The organism is Bacteroidales bacterium (genome assembly GCA_035299085.1).
Taxonomy (GTDB): Bacteria; Bacteroidota; Bacteroidia; order Bacteroidales; family UBA10428; genus UBA5072.
Map to the genome: position 1 here is coordinate 1 of DATGXG010000062.1, position 6,280 is coordinate 6,280.

General features: G+C 42.3%; 4 protein-coding genes and 1 riboswitch. Of the genes, 2 read left to right on the forward strand and 2 right to left on the reverse strand.

Annotated elements, in window-relative coordinates; all coding sequences use genetic code 11:
- On the forward strand, positions 1-1,529 hold a 1,529-nt coding region (locus tag VK179_20550), incomplete at its 5' end, for a DUF5916 domain-containing protein (protein ID HLO61152.1).
- Between the two features lie 151 nt (positions 1,530-1,680).
- Here the strand turns inward: VK179_20550 and VK179_20555 are convergent.
- Both VK179_20555 and VK179_20560 read right to left on the reverse strand, forming a co-directional pair.
- Complete coding sequence (locus VK179_20555) at positions 1,681-2,484, reverse strand: serine protease (GenBank protein HLO61153.1); 804 nt, start codon at positions 2,482-2,484, stop codon at positions 1,681-1,683.
- A gap of 365 nt (positions 2,485-2,849) precedes the next feature.
- Positions 2,850-5,240 (reverse strand): TonB-dependent receptor, encoded by a 2,391-nt coding sequence (locus VK179_20560; GenBank protein HLO61154.1) that lies wholly within the window; start codon positions 5,238-5,240, stop codon positions 2,850-2,852.
- Positions 5,241-5,291: 51 nt separating this feature from the next.
- A riboswitch (TPP riboswitch) is annotated at positions 5,292-5,389 on the reverse strand.
- A 264-nt stretch (positions 5,390-5,653) separates the two neighbouring features.
- On the opposite strand from VK179_20560, the gene VK179_20565 reads away from it, so the two are divergent.
- The coding region (locus VK179_20565) for a poly-A polymerase (protein HLO61155.1) at positions 5,654-6,280 on the forward strand (627 nt) is incomplete at its 3' end.

Consider the following 6,280-nt stretch of genomic DNA (forward strand, 5'->3'; position numbering starts at 1 on the left):
AATTGTTTTATTCTGAGAAACGTCAATTTTTTACCGAAGGCACTGAATTGTTTGAACGAGGAGGAATATTTTATTCTAGAAGGATAGGTGCGTCTCCTAAATTTGCCGACAGGGCATCGGACGCTTTGGCTGAAAATGAAAAAGTGGATTATAATCCCACTGAAACCCAGTTGCTGAATGCAACCAAGGTATCAGGCCGCACCGGCAAAGGATGGGGACTTGGTATGCTGAATGCCATTTCACTGCCTTCTCATGCAAAACTTAAGGATACGCTAACCGGCCATACAAGGGAGGTGCTGATCCAGCCGCTTACCAACTACAACGTAGCCGTGGTGGATAAATCCCTTAAGAACAATTCATATATAAGCTTCATTAATTCGAATGTTTCAATGGTGAATGACCCTTACCGGGCCAATGTTACCGCAACCGATTTCCAGTTCAGAAATAAAAAGAAGACTTATGCGGTAAGCGGTAAAGGCGGGTTCAGCACACGAACCAATGGGGAAAAAGAGAACGGGTATTTTGCCACAATGGAGGCTGAAAAAAACAGCGGAAAAGTTTTTTTCGGCGTTGAACAGAATATTTATTCCGATCATTTCAATCCTAACGACCTGGGTTATTTAAGGCGGAATAACGAAGTTACAACCCAGGCTTATGTGAACCTGAACTTAAACGAACCAAAGTGGATTTACAGGGAAATTCATGCTAATGTATGGTTTGAGCATGAACGGGTGTACAGGCCAAATGCTGTGGCAGGAAATTCAGTCGGATTCAACTTTTTTACTCAGTTTAAGAACAACTATCATTTTGAATACAACTTCAAACTGGCCGGAGACTTTAACGATTATTACGAGCCAAGGGTTAGTGGCAGGTATTATACGGAACCACTATATTTTGAAAATGAGATCTGGCTTGGAACCGACTATCGTAAGGCCCTCCAGGGGAGTATTTCATTTGATTTTGCCAAACAGCCTTCAACTGATCAGCGATACAAACAGGCTCATGCCAACGTGGGATTCCGACTGGGACGGCATTTTCAGTTTGAATACAATCCTTCTTTTGAAAAGCAGATCAATGACAGGGGCTTCGTCGATATGACAGAAAGTAACGACACGATTTACTTTGCGCGCCGCGATGTGAAGACCTTTGAAAATGTATTCGGAATTTCCTATGCTATCAACAATAAGGCCTCATTAAGCTTCAGGGCCAGGCATTACTGGTCGGGTGCAACCAATCATGAATTTTACCGGCTGAAGGATGACGGCACACTTGTTTCTGATCCATCGTATACGGAAAACCAGGATCAGAATTTCAATGCTTTCAACGTAGATATGGTTTTCCGGTGGATTTTCTCACCCGGATCTGAACTTTCCCTTGCCTGGAAGAACGCTATTTACAACGACGGCGATTATGTGATCAGTGATTACTTCAAAAATCTCAACAATACATGGAAGTCGGATCAAATCAACAGTTTTTCAATCAGGGTATTGTATTATATTGATTATAACAGTCTGAGGAGGAAGAAGTAGGACGTCAAGGGCCGTCATTAAAAGCACGTCATTGCGAGAAGCTTGAATTCCTGCCCGTGCTGGCAGATTGCTTCCTCGCATTTAAATTATTCTATAATCAATGATTGGTCAAGCTCCTCGCAATGACGATCGTTTGTTGCAGGCTCAGGCCTCACAACTCAATCCCCGATTCCCTCAGAAGGTGGTGAATGGTTTTTACATCAATAGCCACACCAATGCCGCTGCCTGAAGCTTTGTAGATTTCAGCGGAGAGTTGAAGTATTTGTTTTTGCCAGGCAATGAGAACCTGGATGGGATCGACGCCGGAAACCTCAAATTCTCCCTGCGCCTTTTCAAGCATTTTAATATTGGAGTTGCTTATCTCCATCATTTTTTCGTACGATTTATTCTTCCGGTCGAGTTTATAGCCTATAACTCCAAGTACTTCATTGGTCTTAAGATCAATTAGCGGACTACCCGAATTTCCCCAGATCGTAGTCCCGTCGAATTGCAGATAACGATTCCCATTTCGGTGAATCACTGTAGAAATAATTCCTGACTTTATAGTAAGACTGGGTGTATCGTATTGATAGCCCATCAAAGCCACTGACTGCCCTATGTTGATATGCCTGTTTATCGCCATTTTAAGTGGAGGAATATCCCCAAATGCCAGATCGGTAATTGAGATCAATGAGAACCCGGTTACTTCCTGATCATAAGAAGTAATGATCCTTTCGGTGAAATCATGCATGGTAAGACGTTCATGAGCAGAAACAGTATGACCGTCGTCCTTGACAAATTTTATTTCTACGAATTCAGCTTTTTGCAGCCGGTTTACCATATCATGGGTGATAAGGTAATCACCGGCCCTAAAACCGGAGATGGTGACAACTTCAATATTATTGCCGTTCAGGAAACTTATTGAACAGATAGACGAATGACAAGCTTTCCAGGCATTATTGTATAAACTTACCATGAGTGCGCTGAATATTGAAATTTTTCAATGTACAAAAGAAGTAAAAATTTATTTCGCTTTGTCGATTTACGTCATTTATTTGCATTTATGCATCCGGTGCAGGTTGTCAATACAGGAAATAAAAACAAAAAAAAGCAGGAGTCTGAGAAACCCCCGCTTTTTAACCCTAACCATTAAACCTAAATCTATGAAAAAAAACTTGAAAGAAACTACTCTGTTTAACCCTAATTAAACTAAGTATTAACCCAACGATTTAATAACGAAAATCATGCCAGAATAGTTACATGATGTTAAAAAAAATCATAAAAATTCCGGAAAATATACTTACATTAAGGCCAATACGTCAATTTATCACGGTAACATGCTCAAAATCTTATTTTTAGACTTGAAATGAAATTTGTGCCGGCCTGCGGATAATAATAGGCATACCCGTCATAAACATAACCGTTGGATTCATACTTTCTATTAAAGAGGTCATTTACAAGAATTGATATTTCCAAATCAGGAATTTTATTTCCGAAAATGAAATAAGAAACTCTTGCGTCATTAACAAAATATGCATTCAGTTTGAGAGCCTCGTTTTGAGTGTTGTCAAGGTATTGTTTCCCTACATACTTGGCCATCCAGTCGATTTCTAAATTTTTAAACGGGAAAAACTGCACCTGTCCTCCACTGACTATAGACGGTGAAAATGAAAGTTCTGTATTTTTATATTCAATAAGATTACCTTCACTGTCAGGAGTTTTATAATCGGTCCGGTTCACACTGAGAGTTAAGTTACCTGAGATATTCAGGAAATCGGTTGCATGCCATGATGCAGCCATCTCAATACCTGAGCGTAAACTTTTTCCGGCGTTCCTCCTTATAAAGGCCCCGTCATCATTTATTTCCCCGGTTAGTACAAGCTGGTTCCTATAATTCATCAGGAAATAATTCACCTGGTATTGCAGGCGTGTTTCCGACCTGCGCAAACCAACTTCAAGGTTTCCGAGCATTTCAGGTTTCGGACTTTCCCCGGCAAAAGCGTCTATATAGTCATCGCGGATCGGTTCGCGATGTGCAATGCTGTAAGATGCATACAATATTCCGAAACCGAGGTTATAGCTAATACCGGCTTTAGGATTGAAAAAATGAAAAGATTGATCAATATTCACTGCATTCAGATGACTTTCTATTCCATGATCCGCATAGCCGATAGTCCGGTATTGGATATCGCCGTAAATAGTCATAGGTTCGACCGGTTTCCATGCCGCTTTCAGGAATATATTGAAATCGGTTTTAAACGCAATGTTTCGATAGTATTCATAATCCTTTGGAATTTCAGCAGCATACCGGGCCCAGATTATTTCGCCATAGTGTTTTGCCTTGTCGTATTTATTTGCTGCTCCACCCAGTATTAAATCAATCTTCGGTTTTTTGTAATGCAATGACCAGGTGATGCCGTAATAGTTATTATCAAGCCAGCGGCGTCTTACCAAATCTGTGGAAGTTACGGTATCATGATAGAAATAATCATAGTTGCTTCCGTTAAATGTGCTGTCTTTACCAAAATACAGGTTGCCGAGCCCGTATTTCTGAAATTCGTCGCCCTGCTGATATTCTTCGTAATAGCCGCTTCCTTTTGTAAAATGGCCGGAGACGTTTAGATCAATAAAATTGGTTAAGCGGTGAGATACATGAAGTTGGTAATGTTTCTGATTGTAATTATCCGTTTGGTTATTATAGAAGCTGATAGTGCCGTCATCATTAAAGATGGCGCCTGCCCAGTTAAACGTTCTGTCAGTAGCCATTGTGGCAGCATCAATGCCGTACCACGACTGGTACGTTTTTTCCTTACCTCCGAATACCACGGCTTTTATGAGGGTTTTGTCGTTGATATATCCTCCCTGGAAAAAATAGGAGCTTAAATCTGAAGATGCCCTGTCGATATAGCCGTCCGATCCCAGTGCCGATCCTCTTCCTTCAAAATACCAGTGCTTTTTCATCAGCCCTGTGCCTGCCTGGAATGAAGTTTTCCAGGTGTTGAACGAACCGGCACTCAGATCGATTTCTCCGTAAGGTTCCTGACTGAATGTATTGGTTTCAAGATTCATTGAAGCCCCGAAAGCCCCTGCTCCGTTGGTAGATGAGCCTACGCCACGCTGTAACTGCAGGCTGTTCACTGAGCCCGCGAAATCGGGTATGTCAACCCAGTAAACTGTGTGTGATTCCGGGTCGTTCAATGGCACCCCGTTAATTGTTACATTTATACGGGTTATATCGCTCCCTCGCACTCTAAGACCGGTGTATCCCACACCGGCACCGGCATCGGATGTTGTCACAACCGAAGGTTCAAGGTTCAGCAGGTAAGGCATGTCCTGGGCAGAATTTTGCCGTGAAATAGATTCCCGGTTCAGGGTTGAAAACGTTGTCGGCGTGTTCTGTGAAGCCCTGACAGCTGAAATAATCACTGCTTCGGAAATCACAGCCGATTCAGTCAGAACGACATCAATTACGGTGTCCTTTCTGAGATTCAACCCGGTTTCATAGGAATTGTATCCGATATAACTTACTGTAAGATTGTAATTACCCGGATCAAGCCCGGTCAGAGAGAATACGCCGTTCACATCGGTTGTTGTACGGCTTTTGTTCAGAAAAACATGAGCACCGGCAAGAACTTCCTGATTGCCGCCCCTGATGGTTCCTTTTACGGAAACCTGTGCACCTGCCTGCCATGAAAGGCAAGCCAGTACGAGCAAAATGAATACCTGCTTCATACCTGAAATTTTAAATGTTTATGAAACAGCGGCAAGTGAAGATGTTGTGTTCTGTCATTTGCCACCAAATCCCTTCGCCGGCATTACCCGGATCAGGTTCCAAGGGTGTGATCTCAGCCCGATTTTTTAGGGCACCCCCTTAGTGTGATGGGACAAATGTAGGATATTTTTACACGTCATTGCGAGGAGATGGATAAAAAATTGATTATAGCAGTATTTTCAGTCGACGAAGCAATCTGCCCGCACAGGCAATTGGATGCAAAGAGCGATGATATAAATTGTCAGTATTGGCTAGGTCCTTCCTGTTCTGGCAGATTGCTTCGTCGCATAATATTCTTACTATAATCACAGTTTTGAACTGCTCCTCGCAATGACGGCTCTTTTTTCCTATTTTTACCCCAAATTAACCCGTTGTGAAACTTGAACTGAAACATCCTGTATTTTCCATTCTTTCTGAAATTGTAACTAAAAACAACCTTCAATCATACGTTATAGGAGGATTCGTGAGGGATCTTTTACTTGCCAGGCCTTCAAAAGATATTGACATCGTTGTTGTGGGCAGTGGTATTGACCTGGCTAAATCGGTTGCCCGTGCCATAGGCAAAAAAGGGAAAATTGCCATATACAGGAATTTCGGAACGGCCATGCTGAGGTATGAAGATCTTGAACTTGAATTTGTCGGTGCCCGACGGGAATCCTATCGTTCCGATTCACGCAAACCCATAGTTGAAGATGGTACCCTTGAAGATGACCAGAACCGGCGCGACTTTACAATTAACGCGCTTGCTGTCTCCCTGAACCAGGCCAGCTACGGTGAATTGCTTGATCCGTTCAACGGGTTAACCGATCTTAAGAGTAAAATAATCCGCACCCCGCTTGATCCGGATATTACCTATTCCGATGATCCCCTGAGAATGATGCGGGCTGTCCGTTTTGCCACCCAACTCAATTTTCAGATAGAGGAAAAATCGCTTGAATCCATTACCCGGAACAGGGAAAGAATTTCAATTATCTCAAAGGAAAGGATCATTGATGAGCTG